Source organism: Staphylococcus sp. McC-251-APC-3A2 (assembly GCF_009695665.1).
GTDB classification, from domain to species: Bacteria; Bacillota; Bacilli; order Staphylococcales; family Staphylococcaceae; genus Staphylococcus; species Staphylococcus cohnii.
Genome location: NZ_VUNO01000011.1, coordinates 1 through 17,141 on the forward strand (window position 1 = coordinate 1; position 17,141 = coordinate 17,141).

Here is a 17,141-nt window from a genome sequence, read left to right on the forward strand (position 1 = left end):
TCTCGTTGCTTACGCAACCAAATATCTAATGTATGTCCCTCTGCATCAATGGCACGATATAAATAGCTCCATTTTCCTTTTATTTTGATGTACGTCTCATCAATACGCCATTTGTAATAAGCTTTTTGATGCTTTTTCTTCCAAATTTAATATAAAATTGGGACATATTCTTGAACCCAACGGTAGACCGTTGAATGATGAACGTTTACACCACGTTCCCTTAATATTTCAGATATATCACGATAACTCAATGCATATCTTAGATAGTAGCTAACGGCTACAGTGATAACATCCTTGTTAAATTGTTTATATCTGAAATAGTTCATACAGAAGACTCCTTTTTGTTAAAATTATACTATAAATTCAACTTTGCAACAGAACCTTTACTTGTATGATTTCCACACTTTTATCCGATTTTTAGTTCTAAGAATAATTATTTAACCATCAATCTTTCCACACTATTTTCCGATTACCCAATATTATTTCCTAAAGACAAAGACTATTAACCTAATATAGATTATCCGTGGGTTAAAGCTAAAATCCTTAAAAGTCAGAGAAAATACAGTTATATCTATAATGTTACAAAATCCTTCACTTTATTAAGTATTAATATTTTAAATTATTTATTTTTATATAGTCTAACGCTGTTTTTAAACATTAAATGAGGAAATAATATTATAGGATGTGATAAAAATGATTACTAAATAAGATATCCAAACACGAGACATTATTTTTTGCAAAGGAGTTATTATGGAAGAGTATCAAAACGCAGTAAAAACGTCAGAGGCAAAGAAAAAGGTAATCGTAACCTCCATGGGAAATGCTATTGAATGGTTTGATTTTGCTTTATATGCACAATTAGCTATTTATATTAGTCATAATTTTTTTAGTGACGTTGCCAGTCAAAATCAATTACTTTTTACATTTGGAACTTTTGCTATAGCATTTTTAATGCGCCCTATAGGAGCATTAGTTTTCGGATATATTGGGGATAAAAAGGGTAGAAAAGTCGTTTTAACAACTACCATCTCTATTATGGCGATATCTACTTTAATACTTGGTTTACTGCCTACGTCTGAGCAAATAGGTGTTTGGGCCCCTATTCTATTATTGATAGTGAGGATGGCCCAGTCTTTTTCTACAGGCGGAGAATACAGTGGAGCCATGACTTATATTGTAGAAAGTTCCCCAGATAAGAAAAGAGGCATGTTAACAAGTGGGTTAGAGATGGGGACTATGATAGGCAATGCGCTAGCAGCTATTGTTGTAGCATTACTATTATATTTCTTAAATCTTACTCAAATAGAGACTTGGGGATGGAGAGTTCCATTCTTATTAGCAGCGCCATTTGGAATAATAGTTGTTTATTTAAGATTTAAATTGGATGAAACACCTACTTTTAAAAATAAGCAAGATGTATCAGAAAATAACATTTTATACGCTTTTAAAAAATATAAAAAAGAAGCTTTTTTAATGACTATCGGAGTAATATTTTTAAATGTAAATAATTTTATGTTTTTGACTTATTTACCTTCTTTTTTAAAAAGTAATATAGGTATAGATGCGCAGTATTCTACAATTATTAATGCAATTGCTTTAATTCTAATGTTACCATTCATATTTTTATTTGGTACATTGAGTGATAAATATAATAATAAACGTATAATTTTATTTGGATTAATAAGCTTTATTTTCTTTTCAATCCCTGTTTTTCTCATTTTAGATTCTAACCATCATATCTGGTCAATTTTTTTAGGAGTAATGATGCTTGCTATAATGTTATCTATTTTTAATGGCGTCATGCCTTCAACTTTACCTGCGATTACTCACACAAATGTGAGGATGAAATTTTTATCTATCATATATAATTTAGGCACAGCTATATTTGGAGGAGTTACCCCTTTTATTTTATCTTTATTAAGTAATTTAAAATATGGGGGCTTAGCGCCTGCATTTTACCTGATAGTTATTAATTTACTTGGTTTGATAGCGTTTAGTATATATTTTAAACCTACATCTAACAAACCTTTAAAAGGGTCAAGGCCAAATATTGATTTTGAAGAAATGAAAAATAAACCCTAACCAATAAACAAAAATTTTCATTTTAAAAGGAGAATCTAGTGAAACTAAAAACAAATTATATATTTTTAATTATAAGTACACTTTATTCATATAATAATTTAGCAACACTGTATTAAAAGATTAATTTATTTGAAGACAACTTTTAAAAGAGATACTATTAAATTAACTAAATCAAGGAGGTTTTATCAATGAAAGCAGCAGTTTGGTATGGTCAAAAGGATGTACGAGTTGAAGACCGGAAATCTAAAGAGTTACAAGATAATGAAGTGAAAGTTAAAGTGTCCTGGGCTGGCATTTGTGGTACAGACTTACATGAATACTTAGAGGGACCCATATTTATTTCAACAGATAAACCAGACCCTTTTCTTGGTCAAAAAGCACCTGTTACATTAGGCCATGAATTTTCAGGCGTAGTAGATGATATTGGTTCTAAGGTTACACAATTTAATAAAGGCGATCGTGTTGTCATTAATCCTACAGTTTCAAATCGTGAAAAAGAAGAAAATATTGATCTTTATGATGGTTATTCATTTATAGGCTTAGGTTCTGATGGTGGATTTGCAGAATTTACAAACGCCCCAGAAGAGAATGTTTATAAATTACCAGATAATGTTTCTGATAAAGAAGGCGCCCTTGTAGAACCGACGGCTGTTGCAGTTCAAGCAATTAAAGAAGGAGAAGTTCTATTTGGCGATACTGTTGCTATTTTTGGTGCAGGGCCAATAGGTTTATTAACAGTAATAGCAGCCAAAGCTGCAGGTGCAAGTAAGATATTTGTTTTTGATTTATCAGAAGAAAGATTGAATAAAGCTAAAGCAGTAGGTGCTACTCATACGATAAATTCTGGTGAATCAAACCCAAGTGATATTATTAGTAAATACACTGATAATGGCGTTGATGTAGCATTTGAGGTAGCTGGTGTAGCGCCAACACTTAAATCTGCAATAGATGTTACTAAAGCAAGAGGTATTGTCGTTATAGTTTCTATATTCGGTCATCCTATTGAATGGAATCCAATGCAATTAACTAATACAGGTGTAAAACTTACTTCAACGATTGCTTACACCCCCACTACATTTCAACAAACAATAGACTTAATTAACGAAGGTAATTTAAAAGTCAAAGACGTCGTTACCGATGAAATTGAGTTAGATGATATTGTGGAGTCAGGATTTAAACAACTTGTAAACGATAAATCACAAGCAAAAATTCTCGTTAAGTTATAAAAGCTAATAAAAGAGTCACTCTAAATCAGAGTGGCTCTTTTATTAGCTAAAATATAGTTTCATTTAGTCAAATAATTTGTGAATTTTTATAATTTGTTAGTCTAAGCATTCTTAATGAATTTATTATTTATTATTTAATAATTGTATTATTAAATACAAAACCAGGTTCGGCACCTAAAATGATAAGAAATATTTGTGAGTAGTCCACATTTTGGAATTTTAATATCATATCTTTAAAAAACACAAAATTAGTATCTTTTTTAACTTTTTCAACTTCTTGTTCATATAATTTTAAAACAGATTCTCTTATTAAAGTTGGTCTCTCATTTTGAATATTTTCACGGTTATCTGAAAACATAAGTACTCCTAAATATTTATAATGGATACTTAATTGTCTTGTCAAACTAGCTATATATTCTAACTTTTCATACATACTAGGAAATTCGTTTCTTAGTTTTTTCAAATCTAACTTAATTTGGTTTAATTCTTCCATTTCATTAATCATTTTATCACTACTCCAATTCCCATGGCTTATTGATATCAAGAGAGTCAATTATATTTTTAGTTTGTGATCGTTTAATTTTTCGCATTTTAGCTCTTTCTTCGCCATCCATAAATAATAATTTTTCTTCTTTGGACTGAGGAGAGATTTTGGGTATTTTAATTGGTTTTTTATTTTCATCCAAAGCTACAAAAGTAAGAAAAGCTACAGCAGCAATTTTTCTTTCTGCAGTAATCATATCTTCTGAAATGACTTTACAAAATATTTCCATAGATTTTTCTCCAGTATAAACTACATAAGATTCTATACAAACTGAATCAGATTGGGTGATTGGATATAAAAATTCTACTGAATCTGTAGAAGCTGTAACACATTCTTTAACTCTTGCATGTCTTCTAGCTGATAGCGTTGCGTTATTATCAATTTTTTTCATTAATACCCCCCCAAATAGTGTATTATAATTGTTTAAATCATTAATTAATACTTGATCCGTACTGACAATTTTACTATCTCTAGGAAATTTATAATTTTCCATAAAAAACTCCCGTTTCTATAATATTTTACGTTCTAATTATAGAGCGAGAGTGTATAAATATAAAATATCCTTTTTTTATATAGCTATAAATTTCTCAAATACCTTTATATTTAATAGTTAATTAAGAAGTTTTCTTGGAGAAATTTAATCCAATTTTTTGTTAAAGAATCAACTATAATATCTTTTCTCCAAATAATACCAAGTTCCCATTTCATGGAAGGTTCATTAATATCGATGGCTTGTAAATTATTATCTAATAAGCCTAGTATTCCTTCGGGTAATATACATATCCCTAGATTATTTAATAACATTTCTTCTATGAAGCTCCATTGGGTGGTTTCAAAAATTATATTAGGATTAAAGCCATAATTTCTACATGTATTTTTGATTTTATCGTTTAAATAGAAATCAGAATTGAATAAAATAAATTCTTGTTCTTGTAAATCTTCAATATCAATCTTTGTTTTTTTAGATAATGCATGATTTTTATGAACGACCAGTTTTAATTTTTCTTCTGAAAAAGAGAATATATCAAAGTTTTTATTATTTGTAGGAAGTACAGTAATTCCCATGTCCAAATCGCCATAATATACATCGTTTTCAATTTTTTTACTACCATTTTCAAAAAGTTGAAAAGTTATATTAGGATACATTTCATGAAATTCCGAAATTAAGCCAATTAATATTCTTATATTAATAATAGTAGGGATTCCAATTTTCAAATGTCCCTTTTTTAATTCTAATAAATTACTTAACTCATTAGGGATATTATCATACATTTTAAGCATTTCTTTACATTGGAAAAAGAAAGCTTCTCCTGCGTCAGTTAAGTATATTTGGTTTTTATACCTATTAAATAAATTTACATCTAATTCTTCTTCTAATAATTTAATTGTATTACTAATTGTGGGTTGTGTGATAAAAAGATTAGATGCTGCTTTGGTCATACTTTTTTGCTTTACGACTTCTACAAAATACTGCATATGTCTAAGTTCCAATAAATTTCCTCCTTTTTTATTATTCTCTATATCGGTGAACGACTAACATCTGTCTGTACAGCAAATCTCTTCGCCTGTAAGTTTTGTTAATCATGTATAAATTTGCTTTCTCTTTTCTTGTAATCAGGTAATGAAGCCCTTCCACCTTTGTGGCTTCTTGCTCGTGAAGTTTCTAATTCTTTTTTAGTACTTTCACTTAGCAAATTAGCTTTGAGTTCAACGAATGTACTCATCGTGTTAAAGAACATCTTGCCCATCGCATCTTTCGTGAATACATTCATATCTATAATATGTAAGTCAATACTGTTTTTAGCGAATCATTGAGATAACTCAATTAATTGCTTTGTTGTACGTCCAAGACGATCTAACTTATAGAGAATTAGAACATCTCCTTCTCATAAATAATCCAAACACTTATCAAGTTCGATTCTTATCATTTTACGATTACTTGCTTTCTCGCTAAAGATACGTTCACAACCATATTTTTTAAGTATATCAATTTACACATCAAGGCTTTGATCTTGTATTGACACATGTGCAATAACCAATTTTTGCTATTTTAATACCACCTTTTTAAACTTTTTCGGGTAAACATTAAAGAAATCTAATTCTCGATGCAAATAAACATGTCTCTCAGCGTCTGAAAACCAAGTTTTTAAAAATTCCTTTATTTAATTATTAATAGTTTCAAACGTCAGTTCATATAAATCTTTATCATCTAAATTAATGAATCCTCCCAATATTAACTCAATACCTGTTATTATTTTGATTGTGTCTTTAAATTCTTCAAACGCTTTTTTTATTAATTGGCATTAAATAATATTTATCATTAGGTAAAACATTAATGTATTTTCTCGTATAACTTCTTTTTCATTTAAATAAACTTTTATATCATATTTTTAGCAGTTCCACCCTCTAAATTTTGTAGTTTAAAAGCAGCATTTACATAGTCAGAATCAGTTTCAGCTAGACTTCTTAATTTTAAACCTTTTCCTTCTTGTTCGATAATAATTTGATCGAAGGCTAAGAACGGGATAAAAGAAATTTTAATTTATCTGACTTGTATTATTACTGAAATGTATTTATATCTTCATTTATTTGATTATCTTTATTGTTATTGTCATTAGTTATTGATTTGTTTGTATCATCTTCATTGATTAATTGTTTTATGAATTGAGCATTTTCTCAGTAGTTTTTTGTGATAGATAATCTTCTTTATCTAATATAAAGTTTGAGTTTTTATCAATTTTAACTTCTCCATAATTCAATTCTTCAAAGTTAATGTTTTTATATAACTGATTTAGTTTCTTTTATATATCTTCTATTTGTTTAATTTTTCTAGGCGCTACCATAATAAAGTGATCCTTCCTATTTTGGTTTGTCGTTTGATCTGATTCCAGTCTTACTATTTATTGAGGTTAATTCATAAATTTTGTCAGTACTAAAATGATTAAGTTGTTTTTGCTGAGCTTTTAGTCCTTCTTGAATATCATTTTCTTATTCTATTTCACTATATAATTTTACACATCTACAGTATCGTTTCTTATATTTTCAATATCAGTATTTGAAATGTCTGTACTTTCACTTGGTGCGTTATCTAAATCAGTCATTGAAATAGAATTACTAGCTCTTTTTTCGTCATCTTCATCTAAAATAAGCGAATGTATAACGAGTGAAGATGACAGAATTTGTCGAGTGAGAAAGCTCTCAATTTTAATTGTGTGTTTGTATTATTTAATTCTTGCTCACCATCTTTTAAATCATGTGAATCAAAATCTAAATAATCGTAGTGTGCTAAAAACCTTAATAGATTTACATTTACTTTATCCATAATCAACACTTCTTTTATTTGAATCTAAATGTATATGTTGTTACAAAGTAACTTCATATACATTAAAATGTTTTAATATAAATTAAAAAGGCCTTCTTAATGAAAGCCTTAAAAAATCCCACTTATTTTATCGTATATTTTAAATAAAGTTTTTTTCCATTTTTAAATGTAAGTCCAATAAAACTAATTACTGATATAACTAAGGTAATATGCATAATAGAAGCATTGAAAAGAAACAACAATAGTAATAGTATGATAGGTCCAATATATATTAAATACAGACTAGCAAAAGTTGCTAGAAAACTTCTGAATTTGGAAATAAATCCGAAATATCTGTCAGGCAAAATCCTCAATAATAGTGCTACCACTATGACAATAAAAGCTGTTGAATTTATCCATATTACAATTGGGTCAGAAATATTACTATTAACAAGTTTTTCCTTTATCATTTCAACTGTATTGTTTACACTATAAACACTCATTTTGTATAGAATGTAAAATGTTGGTATTGAAATCAATACTAAAAATATATTTTCTATTTTTTCTTTCACATTAATCATCCTTTTTAATTACTTAAATATCAAAAATTGTAAGTTGTTGTTGCTTTTGAGTTATTTTAAATGATTGATAATTTAATTCAGATGTTGAGCTATTTTTCTTCATTATCATCCAAATACTCAACAAAGTTTTATTATCATAATCTTCACCTAAAAACTCTTCGCAAAACCATCTCACATAATTAACAATAAAACTACCACCTTAATTTAAATTTTATGCGTATACGCCAATTTCTTCATAAGACTTGTTAGATAATAAATGTTGAACTAAAATATCAATTTGATTATAGAATTTATCGAGTGAGAAAGCCCTCGGTTTTAATCGTGTGAATGAGAACGAAAATTTCAAAATGTAATATAAATTATATTCGTATATTTTATATCTTTGAAAAATTAAATCAGTTTTCAAAAAAGGATTTAATAGCATCTTTCATCTCTTCTTTTAATTGTTCATCTCTCTTATATCCATTCAAATTAATATATTCCGCATCTTCTTGTACATACTGTAAGAACTTCTTAAACGTATCAATATAAGTTTTATAACTTTCACATTGTGCTTCTAAAAGTTCAACATCTTCTTTTGGTACGCTTATCTCTAAAGCCATTTCAAGTGTTTGTTTTTCTTTTTTAGCTGTTCAGTATATTCATCTGTGTTATAGACAACCGTAGGTTTGATACGATTGCCTAATGCTGCAAGCCGCGTATAAGCTGTTAGATTTAAATCTCTATCTTCTGCTAATGCTTTTACCTTTTTATATTCTTCTTCAGTTAAATTAATATTGATTGTTTTAGCTTTTCTATGACTTTTATTGGTCATTTTTAACCCCTCTGAAACTAATTAATTACTCATTTGTTCATCCGATAATATGGTTAGTAATCACTCAATATTTTTACAAAAAATAAACTAAGCAAATACTCATCTATTTTAACAAGTTATTAGCTTAGTAATTACTAATCAATTATATATTGAAATATTGATTGATTTTGGATGAACATAAGGAATCCTTTAGGGATTCTTTAGGGATTCCAAAGATTCCCTGTTGTGAAATCCCTTGCGCCCCAAAGGATAGAAGAATTGCTATTTTCCAAAGAAAATGCCATGTAAAATTTCATGGATTCCTTTGTGTCCGTCATTAAATATGATTCATAAATACCGTAATATCAGCATTTATATCTTTTAAGGATAAGTTTAGAGAACCCCAGCTATGCTGGGTGCCATGGCCATGGCATTGTTTCTCCTTATCCTGTTGTCCGGGATTCCTTTTAGATTCCCTGTAAATTTAACAAACGATTAAAATAATTTACACGATACAATGCGTAAGTCTTAATTTAATGTTGATGTAACAGTTAAATAAACATTCATTAATAAAATGAAATTTATAGAATTAAAAAAAGACTTTGATGAAGTGAATTATAAACTCAAAATGATTCAATGGGTAATATAGTAGTAGGGGAACATATTGTTAATGAAATGAAGATATAGTAAAAGTATCGTTAGGTTACAATCACTTTTATTAAAAGAAGTATAATGATGAGTGTCTAAAAGGGTAAAAAATAAAGCCCCTAACAGCATTAATTAATCTGTTAAGAGCTATTACATCACTAATTAAAGCGTTAATAAACTAAATTAACTTTTTAGGAGGAGTGGCGACTCCTCCTTCAATACATCTATATTATAACATTTTACTACCTTTAAAACCATTACGGTTAACTGAAATAATGAAACGATAAGTTCTATTATCAATATTAGATTCCATGCTACCAATTTTATTAATATGTTTAACACATTAATTCTATAAAATGCGTTATAGATCGTTGAGACGCATTCTTTTTGTCATAAAAGTATTTGAATCCTATGTTAGAATTTTAAAATGGATTAAATCAATCTCCCCATTAGTAAGACAAGAAGAAATTCGTTTTCAACTCGTTGCTTAAAACTCTAAAAAAGAGATGTGAAAATATTTTCACATCTCTTTTTTATATCAATTGATATCTATGACTTTTCTTTGACTATTTTCTGTTTTTGGTAAATCTACAGATAAAATACCATCTTCAAATTTAGCCTCAATATTATCTTCATCTATATTATTAAGTGAATACATTCTCTTCACATTACTATAAGATCTTTCTTTTTGAATGACTTTACCTTCATCATCTTTTTCTTCATTTACCTGATTATTTTCAGCAGAAATTATTAGCTTACCATTTTCATAAGAAATATCTATTTGGTCTTTTGAAAATCCTGGAAGCTCTGCTTTTAATTCATATCTATCGTCTTTTTCACTAATATCAGTTTTTATACCTTGTTCATCAGGAAAATTACTAAAAAATTGTCTTCCAAAATCTCTAAACAATTCACTAGGTGTCATATCAAAATAATCTCTTCCAAATGGTTTTAAATCATAAGTCATAACGATCACTCCTTATAATATTTAACCTATTTTTTGATTCATATTTTTGACATAATCCAAATCATTTAAATACGCTTCCCAATTACTGTTGAATTCGAATTCAACAAAAGGGCTAAATTCAAATACACCATCAAAATTAGACATATTCTTAAAAGGAATTAGTTTTTTTGAATTTTTATCTAAATTCATATCAACCCCTCCCTACAAAGCATATAACTATTTTCACTATATATATAACATAAAGGTCAAAGTTGGTCAATAATTTTTGCTTTATTTCAATTGCTTTATTGACGTTGAGCCACGGAACCCTTAACAATCCCAAAACTTGTCGAATGGTCGGCGTAATAGCTCACGCTATGCCGACATTCGTCTACAAGTTTAGTTAAGGGTTCTTCTCGACATCAATAAATTTTTTCTGCATAAATGCGTGGTCTATTTATTTTTCTTCTCTCCAAAATAGTAAGATAAAAACACTCCTTTTTAAACAAACTTTATCACAAGAACGATTTAAATTTTAAATACCTTTATTTTGTATTTTAAGGGGCCGTTTTAAAGATTTAGGGGTAAATCATATAGTTTTATGCCTAAAAACGTATATAAGCTCTTAAAACGCAAATATGAGCCAAATAAATACATTCTCATTTCACAAATAAAAATTTGAGCAAAACCAGTGACTAATTTTTTAGACACTGCCCATTTACGCACAAAATTATTTTTTGCGTAAAAACTGGGCAACCATGCTGGTTGAACGCTATAGTTCCCGCAGGGGCAAAAAATCATAAAAAAACGCTAGCTTTTAAGCTAACGTTTCAAATTTTTCAAGTAATAATTTTGTTTTTCAAAATGCCAAATTGCCGTAATTGAATGTGCTTTTTCTTCTTCGTCTGTTGTTTTATCTTCGTCACTTGTATTAATCAAATTGCCATCTTCAGCATCATCTAAATTTAAAATTTTATGTTTTTGTTTAAGCAATCCACCATAACTCAACATACGTTTTCGGTCTAAACCTTTTTCTAAATCATTTACGATTTCTTGATTTTTTTTCGTCATCATCAGTTAAAAAATCAGATGACTTAACCGAGTATTATGAAGTCTCTTTGATTGCTGAAAGATCATTTGAATTATTGATTAAAGATATTATGTTTTTTAATGTTTTGACGTCGCATATACAGTGCATGAGTTTCTTCAAGTTCAGCTTTAATTGATTGCATTAGATACCCTTGCATAGTTTCAACCGTTTCATTTTTTTGTAGCAGCATCGCTTTAAATCGTTTTAAGACACTGACAAGTTCGAACTCCACGTCTTCTAAACGGTAATATGTATCATGAGCATTATTAAATGATTTTTTTCCTTTAAGTAAAACACTTTTAATAATACGAATTTCTCTAATTTCAAAATTACTTAAGTAATCTTTGATTTGTTGTGGCAATTCTTCAAGCACTTGGAATTTTAAGGCATCATTATTAAATTCAGTTTGTTGATGATTTGTATGATTTGAATGAATGTTTGTAGAAATATTGTTAGATGTATCATTCAAATCATTCGTATCATTGTTCTCAGTCTCTATATAATCAGTATTACTAAATTCAGTATCATTAGGGTCTAAGTTTTGGGATTCTGGAGTCCCATCATTTGGGATTCTGGAGTCCCATTGTTTGGGATTCTGGAGTCCCATTATTTGGGAGTCCATGATATCACTCGGTTCGTCATCGTTCGAAGTACTATTTTGTATTTCTTTTTCAATAGTTATATTCGTTTCTATTTCATGAAGATATAGTTTGTTCGGTCGATTAAACCCGGTTTTAACTTGTTCCAGTAAACCAACCTCTTGTAACTCTTTTTTTATTTTAGTTATTGTATTTTTACTTTTATCTAACACTTCTTGAAGATTTTCATTAGTAAAAATAAAGTATATATCTCCATTTTGATCTATCCAATTATTTTTAATAGATAAACTAACTCTATCATTAAGAATTGCATAGGTAACTTTAGCACTATCACTTAGCTTTTTATATTTTTCGTTGATAAATAAAACTTTATGCAGCATATAGAAATTTTGATTGGCTTGATTTTTTATATTTTTTCTAGGCATAATAAAAACCCCTTTCCTATTAAAGTTTTGGATAGAGGTAATAAAACATTACAAGAACACATAAATTTTCTGCTTGCACTTTGATGATATAGTTGTATATAATACAGATATCAAAAGATTTATAAACGTGCTGCAACGTTTTATCACCAAACCCCGACTATTACCAGTAGTTGGGGTTTTGTCATGTTAAGGTTATTATATCACTTTGAACAACCTTATAAAAGGGAAAATGCAGGCTTATCAAAGGTTTATAAAGGGTTCATAAACCTTTGATAAAAATCATCAACCCTTTATGAACCTTTGATGAAACGATTGACAGGAACCGTTTTTAATATTGTAATTACTTTATTATCAAGCTTTATGAGTTTATACTGTTTTATAAAGGGTTGATAAACATTTTATAAAGGGTTGATGATATGAGAAGCGTGAAAGCTTTGAGTGAAGAATTAGAAGTTAGTAAGCAAACAATTTTTAATAATATTAAAAGATTGAATATAGAAACAATAAAACAGGAAAACACTTCGTTTATTAAAGAAGATAGCGACATAGAAAAAATAGTTCAAAGAGTAAATGAAAATAAGAAGAAATATGGATTTGTAAATGTTGCTGAAAGTAAACAAAAAAAAGACCCAGATAATATTGACGTTGAATCTAAAACTGATGCTCAAATAGTGGAGATTCTTAAAAACCAGATTGATACTTTGAATAATCAAATTGAAAAGCAAGAAAGTCGTCATGAAACAACAATTGAATTTTACAGAAAAGAGTTGCAAGAAAGGTCGAAATTGCTTGAAAATCAACAAGTATTAGCATTAGAAAGTAATAAAAAGATTAAAAAATTAGAAGATCAATTAGAGGAAGAAAGACGACTTAATTATTCTTTTGATACGTCTGTTAATGAGAGACAAAATGTTAATGTACAAGAAGCAACATTTACTGGAGAGTCTAAAGATACTGATCAACAACAAGAATGGGAACAGCCTACAGAGGTGCAGCATAAAGATATACCTGAAGAGAAAGAGAATGAAAACCTCAATGAAGAACCATCCACAATAGACGATAAACAATTCGAAGAAATAGATAATGAATACGAAGATAAGGAAGAAAAACCACCTAAAAAAGGTTTCTGGAGTCGGTTGTTTGGTAATTAACACAATAAAAAGCGCTACAAGCTCATGAACTTGTAGTGCTTTTTTATGCTAGAAATTCTGATAATCATCGATTATGTTAATTACTGTCAGATAGTAGTTGAATAAACTTCAGGAGATATACATAACTATATATAATGGAGATATTATTTTTAGTTATATTTAGCATATTTAAATAATGTTAATTTATCTGATAAAATAGCCTCACCATACTTTTCAAACCCTAAAGATTCATAGAAGTGGTGATTTCTATAATTTTTATGAGGAGTATAAACGGTCCATTTATTTTTATTAGTAAATTTTTCGAAAATCATTTTCATAGTTAATTTACCAATTCCATTATTCTGTTCATTTTGAGAAATGAAAATTTTATATAAATGTTGACTATTATGTTTTTCTTTAATTTCAAATGCGCCAACTATATTTTCTTCTGAAAAAATCGTGAAGTGTTGATTTGTGGTTATATCGTGTTGTAAGTCTTCCAAAGTTTCACAATATGGACTCGTTTCATAATCCTTATACTCTAAAAAGTCGTTTTTAAAACATTGCTTTTGCAAGTCTAAGATAAAATCAGCATTCTTTAAAATAGTTTTTTTAAAATAAATAGCCATATTTTATACACTCTCCATTCGTTTATCATATATTTTATAAAGTATCAGTATAGCAGTAATACTTAACAATGTAAGGATTATAAAAATTAAATAAATATTTAAGTATTGACTAATCATTAAAGTTAATGAAGCAATCAAAGAAGAGCTCTGTGTTGCCAGTGATCCTAAAGCTGAGTATGAACCATTTTTATATAGGTCCATAATATCTACTTGTGCTACCTGATAAGAAGGCGCGAATATCAATTCTCCTAAAGAAGTAATTACAATAAGTAGTATCATAAAATGGATACTATTAGTTGTTAACATAAAGATATATGAAAGCGAGTATAAACTTGTACCCACAAGTAGAATATACTTTACTTTATAACGTTCGTTTTTGACACAAAACCTCTTAATATAAAATTAAGGGGTTTTGCTTATGCTTTTCAGTTTCTAAACCTGTGTTATAATCAATGTATCATTAATATCAAAAAATATGGGTTTTAAGACTCTGAGAGGTTTACTCATTTGCATTGAGAAACTGATTATGTAGATAAAGGGTCATAAACTGTTTAAAAAGGAGAAAATGAAATGGCTAAAATTGGTTACGCGCGTGTATCCACACGTGATCAAAGTTTAGATGCTCAAATAGATACACTGAAAGAATACGGTTGCGAGCGTATCTTTAGTGAAAAAGTAAGTGGCCGTAAAACCAAAAGAACTGAACTAGATAAATGCTTAGATTATTTGCGTGAAGGCGATATCCTAGTTATTTATAAACTCGATCGTCTAGGACGTACAACAAAACAGTTAATCGAGCTAGCACAATGGTTTGAAACAAATGATATTGAATTACAAATCATAGATATGAATATCAATACTAAAGATGCTATGGGAAAAATGTTCTTTACTATGATGAGTGCTTTTGCCGAACTCGAAGCTAACTTATTAAGCGAACGTACAAAAAAAGGTTTGGATGCTGCAAGAGCGAGGGGCCGAAAAGGTGGAAGACCTTCTTTACCGGATCATAAAAAAAGAGAAATTAAATTTTTATATGACGAACAAAAATTAACTGGGGAAGAAATAGCTAAACAAACAGGTGTCAGCCGTTCAACAGTTTATAGAATAGTTAAAAACTAATAAATATCAAAGCCCAGTAATATAAAAAATTACTGGGCTTTGATTTATGCAATATTTAGTTAGATTGTAAGTTTAAACAACGTAATAGGTCATGAATTATCTATCTCACTTTTGAGTATTTCGAGAGATTTGGCATCAACGCTTACTTCATGGTTATCGCCTTTATATAGAATGTCCATATCATAAACTAATTTACCATGATCTTTTTCAAGAGACCATTCTTTTAAAGTACCACCGTTGACTTCATCAATACCTTTTTGCAATGCTTTTTTATATGATTTTACATCTTGTTTATAATTGAATGTTTTATCAGATTGATCTCCTTCATCTGATTCTTTTTCTTTGTTAGCTACTTTTTGATCTTTGTCTTGAATGATTACTTCAGATTCATCTGTATTATTAACTTGCGCTATTTTATATGCCCATTCTCCATGCTCTTTTTCAAACGCGATTTCTTTAACATCACCTTTATATTCTTTTTGTGCTATTTCAATGGCTTTTTCAGGTGTTGTTTGAATATCTTTAAGTGCAATTGAAGATTTATTTGAATTTGCTTCTTCATTAGTTGAAGCTTTTTTATCTTTTTGTTCAGTTTGATCTTGTTTCTTGTTTTCGTTACTATCATCACTACCTTGGGCACATCCTCCAAGTATAATGCCTGACGCTAGTAAAACACCTAAAGTTTTAATTTTCACAATATCCCTCCTATTATTTTTAATACCCTTTCTCAAATAAATAAAATATAAAATGATATTGTTTCGGTTTTTTATAATATTGGTAACAAAATTCAATCATCATTTTTATTTCATCGCTCGGTAAATTATTATTTATATCTAAAGCTGCAATAACTACTTCATTCTTTCATAAAAATTAATAATTAATTTTTAAAGAACTGACATAATTTTCTGTTTATTATTTTAATTTAATATAGTTATCAATATAATTAGAGAATACACCGTCAACCCCAATGTTTAACATTTGCTGCATATCTTTTTCAGTATTCACAGTATAAGGATGTACTTTCAAATTATAATTATGCAATTTCTGTACCATTTGTTCATCTAAATCACTGTAATCTGGCCCTACCCCTATAGCATATGATGAAATGAATTTTAAATCTTCATCCGTAAATGTTGATAACTTATCTTTATCTACTAATTGGACTAATGGGATTTGATTATTCATATTTGCAACTTTTAATAAACTTTCTTGCGAAAATGATTGAATGACAACTTGACCTTTATTTAATTTCTGATTACTTAATAAATTGTGTTTTTCCAAACTATGTAACAGTTTCTCTTCCATTCCTGGATAAACATCTGGTGATTTTGTTTCTATATAATAGTTTGCATTATCACCATAACGATCTAGTATTTCTTCTAAAGTAGGGATTTTTGCCCCTTTATATTCCTTTTTGGCGTATTGCGAATATTTTTTATTAAACCAACTTCCAACGTCCATTTGTTTTAGCTCTTTGGTAGTATAATCTTCAACTCTTCCTTTATGACCTGTAGTACGCTCAACATCTTCATCATGCATTGCAATTAAATTTCCATCTTTAGTCATTTGTAAGTCTAACTCAATATAATCTGCATTGAATTCTTTATGAGATTTATCATAAGCATAAAATGTATGCTCGGGAGCATAACCACTAGCTCCGCGATGTGCTATTGAAACATTATGATCTAAAATATTTTCATTAAGGTTCAGTTGCAAAGTAAAAAAATATAGCTAACCACTAATTTATCATGTCAGTGTTCGCTTAACTTGCTAGCATGATGCTAATTTCGTGGCATGGCGAAAATCCGTAGATCTGAAGAGACCTGCGGTTCTTTTTATATAGAGCGTAAATACATTCAATACCTTTTAAAGTATTCTTTGCTGTATTGATACTTTGATACCTTGTCTTTCTTACTTTAATATGACGGTGATCTTGCTCAATGAGGTTATTCAGATATTTCGATGTACAATGACAGTCAGGTTTAAGTTTAAAAGCTTTAATTACTTTAGCCATTGCTACCTTCGTTG

Annotated in this window: 18 protein-coding genes and 3 pseudogenes; 4 read left to right on the forward strand and 17 right to left on the reverse strand. The window is 28.7% G+C overall.

The features are described 5' to 3' along the window. Nucleotides 1-326, reverse strand: a pseudogene (locus FYJ81_RS12590) (IS6 family transposase); the annotation flags it as partial. A 424-nt stretch (nt 327-750) separates the two neighbouring features. Between FYJ81_RS12590 and FYJ81_RS12595 the strand changes: the two are divergent. Together FYJ81_RS12595 and FYJ81_RS12600 are read left to right on the forward strand one after the other, a co-directional pair. Further along, nucleotides 751-2,082 carry an MFS transporter gene (locus FYJ81_RS12595; RefSeq protein ID WP_154409705.1) on the forward strand — a complete coding sequence of 444 codons (1,332 nt, stop codon included), beginning with the start codon at nt 751-753 and terminating at the stop codon, nt 2,080-2,082. A 188-nt stretch (nt 2,083-2,270) separates the two neighbouring features. Beyond that, a complete protein-coding gene (locus FYJ81_RS12600; RefSeq protein ID WP_154409706.1) occupies nt 2,271-3,308 on the forward strand; it encodes a 2,3-butanediol dehydrogenase in 1,038 nt (345 codons plus the stop codon). A gap of 130 nt (nt 3,309-3,438) precedes the next feature. On the opposite strand, the gene FYJ81_RS12605 is transcribed toward FYJ81_RS12600, so the two are convergent. The 11 genes and pseudogenes from FYJ81_RS12605 to FYJ81_RS12650 form a co-directional block, all read right to left on the reverse strand. After that, nucleotides 3,439-3,813, reverse strand: coding sequence for a hypothetical protein (locus tag FYJ81_RS12605; protein WP_154409707.1), 375 nt, complete (start codon nt 3,811-3,813; stop codon nt 3,439-3,441). Between the two features lie 7 nt (nt 3,814-3,820). Next, nucleotides 3,821-4,345 (reverse strand): acyl-CoA thioesterase, encoded by a 525-nt coding sequence (locus FYJ81_RS12610; protein ID WP_011867724.1) that lies wholly within the window; start codon nt 4,343-4,345, stop codon nt 3,821-3,823. 110 nt (nt 4,346-4,455) lie between these two features. Continuing rightward, complete coding sequence (cidR, locus tag FYJ81_RS12615; RefSeq protein ID WP_070039664.1) at nt 4,456-5,343, reverse strand: cidABC operon transcriptional activator CidR; 888 nt, start codon at nt 5,341-5,343, stop codon at nt 4,456-4,458. Between the two features lie 26 nt (nt 5,344-5,369). After that, nucleotides 5,370-5,901 (reverse strand): annotated as a pseudogene (locus tag FYJ81_RS13210) (recombinase family protein). 1,090 nt (nt 5,902-6,991) lie between these two features. Then, nucleotides 6,992-7,174, reverse strand: coding sequence for a hypothetical protein (locus tag FYJ81_RS12625; protein WP_154409708.1), 183 nt, complete (start codon nt 7,172-7,174; stop codon nt 6,992-6,994). A 955-nt stretch (nt 7,175-8,129) separates the two neighbouring features. Then, on the reverse strand, nt 8,130-8,336 hold the full coding sequence (locus tag FYJ81_RS13215) for a hypothetical protein (RefSeq protein WP_226957056.1): 207 nt from the start codon (nt 8,334-8,336) through the stop codon (nt 8,130-8,132). Then, nucleotides 8,327-8,548 carry a plasmid mobilization protein gene (locus FYJ81_RS13220; protein ID WP_226957057.1) on the reverse strand — a complete coding sequence of 74 codons (222 nt, stop codon included), beginning with the start codon at nt 8,546-8,548 and terminating at the stop codon, nt 8,327-8,329. Before FYJ81_RS13220 ends, FYJ81_RS13215 begins: the two co-directional genes overlap by 10 nt. Nucleotides 8,549-9,713: 1,165 nt before the next feature. Then, nucleotides 9,714-10,142 carry an Hsp20/alpha crystallin family protein gene (locus tag FYJ81_RS12635; protein WP_154409709.1) on the reverse strand — a complete coding sequence of 143 codons (429 nt, stop codon included), beginning with the start codon at nt 10,140-10,142 and terminating at the stop codon, nt 9,714-9,716. Between the two features lie 21 nt (nt 10,143-10,163). Further along, the gene (locus FYJ81_RS12640) at nt 10,164-10,331 is read right to left on the reverse strand and encodes a hypothetical protein (RefSeq protein ID WP_154409710.1); all 168 of its coding nucleotides are present in this window, start codon (nt 10,329-10,331) and stop codon (nt 10,164-10,166) included. 612 nt (nt 10,332-10,943) lie between these two features. Beyond that, nucleotides 10,944-11,250, reverse strand: a pseudogene (locus tag FYJ81_RS12645) (protein rep); the annotation flags it as partial. A gap of 13 nt (nt 11,251-11,263) precedes the next feature. Beyond that, nucleotides 11,264-12,235 (reverse strand): replication initiator protein A, encoded by a 972-nt coding sequence (locus FYJ81_RS12650; RefSeq protein ID WP_154409711.1) that lies wholly within the window; start codon nt 12,233-12,235, stop codon nt 11,264-11,266. A 416-nt stretch (nt 12,236-12,651) separates the two neighbouring features. Between FYJ81_RS12650 and FYJ81_RS12655 the strand changes: the two genes are divergently transcribed. After that, nucleotides 12,652-13,386, forward strand: coding sequence for a DUF536 domain-containing protein (locus FYJ81_RS12655; RefSeq protein WP_154409712.1), 735 nt, complete (start codon nt 12,652-12,654; stop codon nt 13,384-13,386). Between the two features lie 149 nt (nt 13,387-13,535). On the opposite strand, the gene FYJ81_RS12660 is transcribed toward FYJ81_RS12655, so the two are convergent. Both FYJ81_RS12660 and FYJ81_RS13350 read right to left on the reverse strand, forming a co-directional pair. Then, nucleotides 13,536-13,994 carry a GNAT family N-acetyltransferase gene (locus tag FYJ81_RS12660; RefSeq protein WP_081325146.1) on the reverse strand — a complete coding sequence of 153 codons (459 nt, stop codon included), beginning with the start codon at nt 13,992-13,994 and terminating at the stop codon, nt 13,536-13,538. A 3-nt stretch (nt 13,995-13,997) separates the two neighbouring features. Then, nucleotides 13,998-14,390, reverse strand: coding sequence for an MFS transporter (locus FYJ81_RS13350; protein WP_442803824.1), 393 nt, complete (start codon nt 14,388-14,390; stop codon nt 13,998-14,000). Between the two features lie 174 nt (nt 14,391-14,564). Between FYJ81_RS13350 and FYJ81_RS12670 the strand changes: the two genes are divergently transcribed. Then, a complete protein-coding gene (locus FYJ81_RS12670) occupies nt 14,565-15,113 on the forward strand; it encodes a recombinase family protein (protein ID WP_154409713.1) in 549 nt (182 codons plus the stop codon). A gap of 89 nt (nt 15,114-15,202) precedes the next feature. Here FYJ81_RS12670 and FYJ81_RS12675 read toward each other — a convergent pair whose 3' ends face one another. The 3 genes from FYJ81_RS12675 to FYJ81_RS12685 all read right to left on the reverse strand — a co-directional run. Next, nucleotides 15,203-15,808 (reverse strand): PepSY domain-containing protein, encoded by a 606-nt coding sequence (locus FYJ81_RS12675; protein ID WP_326752647.1) that lies wholly within the window; start codon nt 15,806-15,808, stop codon nt 15,203-15,205. Nucleotides 15,809-16,025: 217 nt separating this feature from the next. Next, a complete protein-coding gene (locus FYJ81_RS12680; RefSeq protein ID WP_154409715.1) occupies nt 16,026-16,829 on the reverse strand; it encodes a glycerophosphodiester phosphodiesterase in 804 nt (267 codons plus the stop codon). Between the two features lie 46 nt (nt 16,830-16,875). Next, the coding region (locus tag FYJ81_RS12685) for a DDE-type integrase/transposase/recombinase (protein WP_002504259.1) at nt 16,876-17,141 on the reverse strand (266 nt) is incomplete at its 5' end.

Bases quoted from the DNA above. Each gene is read 5' to 3' on its own strand.
- FYJ81_RS12605 (WP_154409707.1), bottom strand. From the start codon at position 3,813: ATGATTAATGAAATGGAAGAATTAAACCAAATTAAGTTAGATTTGAAA.
- FYJ81_RS12635 (WP_154409709.1), bottom strand. From the start codon at position 10,142: ATGACTTATGATTTAAAACCATTTGGAAGAGATTATTTTGATATGACA.
- FYJ81_RS13220 (WP_226957057.1), bottom strand. From the start codon at position 8,548: ATGACCAATAAAAGTCATAGAAAAGCTAAAACAATCAATATTAATTTA.
- FYJ81_RS12640 (WP_154409710.1), bottom strand. From the start codon at position 10,331: ATGAATTTAGATAAAAATTCAAAAAAACTAATTCCTTTTAAGAATATG.
- FYJ81_RS12670 (WP_154409713.1), top strand. From the start codon at position 14,565: ATGGCTAAAATTGGTTACGCGCGTGTATCCACACGTGATCAAAGTTTA.
- FYJ81_RS12600 (WP_154409706.1), top strand. From the start codon at position 2,271: ATGAAAGCAGCAGTTTGGTATGGTCAAAAGGATGTACGAGTTGAAGAC.
- FYJ81_RS12595 (WP_154409705.1), top strand. From the start codon at position 751: ATGGAAGAGTATCAAAACGCAGTAAAAACGTCAGAGGCAAAGAAAAAG.
- FYJ81_RS12655 (WP_154409712.1), top strand. From the start codon at position 12,652: ATGAGAAGCGTGAAAGCTTTGAGTGAAGAATTAGAAGTTAGTAAGCAA.
- FYJ81_RS12625 (WP_154409708.1), bottom strand. From the start codon at position 7,174: ATGGATAAAGTAAATGTAAATCTATTAAGGTTTTTAGCACACTACGAT.
- FYJ81_RS12650 (WP_154409711.1), bottom strand. From the start codon at position 12,235: ATGCCTAGAAAAAATATAAAAAATCAAGCCAATCAAAATTTCTATATG.
- FYJ81_RS13215 (WP_226957056.1), bottom strand. From the start codon at position 8,336: ATGGCTTTAGAGATAAGCGTACCAAAAGAAGATGTTGAACTTTTAGAA.
- FYJ81_RS12660 (WP_081325146.1), bottom strand. From the start codon at position 13,994: ATGGCTATTTATTTTAAAAAAACTATTTTAAAGAATGCTGATTTTATC.
- FYJ81_RS12610 (WP_011867724.1), bottom strand. From the start codon at position 4,345: ATGGAAAATTATAAATTTCCTAGAGATAGTAAAATTGTCAGTACGGAT.